Here is a 682-nt window from a genome sequence, read left to right on the forward strand (position 1 = left end):
CCGGGTCAGCCAGAAGATGACAGCGGCGAGGACGACGAGGACGGCGGCCGGTGGGAGGGCACGCTTGAGGACGGCGCCGCGGGCCACGCCCATCAGGTCCAGGGGCTCGGCCTCGGCCGACTCGATCCGGCGGTGCCGTCCGGGAGCGGCCTCGGGCTCGGGCTCGGCCCGGCCCGTGCCGGCTGGGACGCTGTGGAGGGCGGGGGAGGGCTGCTGTTCGGCGGCCAGTTGGGCCTCGAGGGATGTCACGAACTGGGCCAGCAGTTTCTTGCTGATGTCCTCCATGACGCCCTTGCCGAACTGGGCCACCTTGCCGGTGACGCTGAGCTGGGTCTCCACCGTGACCCGGGTGCCCTGGCCGTCCGGGTGGAGCCGCATGGTGATGAGTCCGCTGGCGTTGCCCTGCCCCTTGACGTCGCGGCCCTCCGCCCGGAGCACCGCCGTCTTGTTCACGGCGTCCAGCTTCTCGAAGGATGCGACGCCCTTGAACTGCGTGACCACCGGTCCGATCTTGATCTTGACCGCCCCGTGGTACTTGTCGCCGTTCACCTCGGTGAGCTGGGTGCCCGGCATGCACGGGGCGATCCGCTCGACGTCGGTGAACAGCGCCCAGGCCTGCTCGACCGGCAGGCCCACCGGAAACTCGTTGATGAACTCCATCGCGGAAACACGGCTCCTTGTT

The 682-nt window shown here is 69.8% G+C and carries 1 protein-coding gene; it reads right to left on the bottom strand.

The genetic code is table 11. From position 1 onward, the window contains the following. A partial coding sequence (locus ABD198_RS30540; RefSeq protein ID WP_344007989.1) for an SRPBCC family protein occupies positions 1–660 on the bottom strand: 660 nt, incomplete at its 3' end. Positions 661–682 lie beyond the last annotated feature (22 nt).

It is taken from the genome of Streptomyces thermocarboxydovorans (genome assembly GCF_039524635.1).
GTDB classification, from domain to species: Bacteria; Actinomycetota; Actinomycetes; order Streptomycetales; family Streptomycetaceae; genus Streptomyces; species Streptomyces thermocarboxydovorans.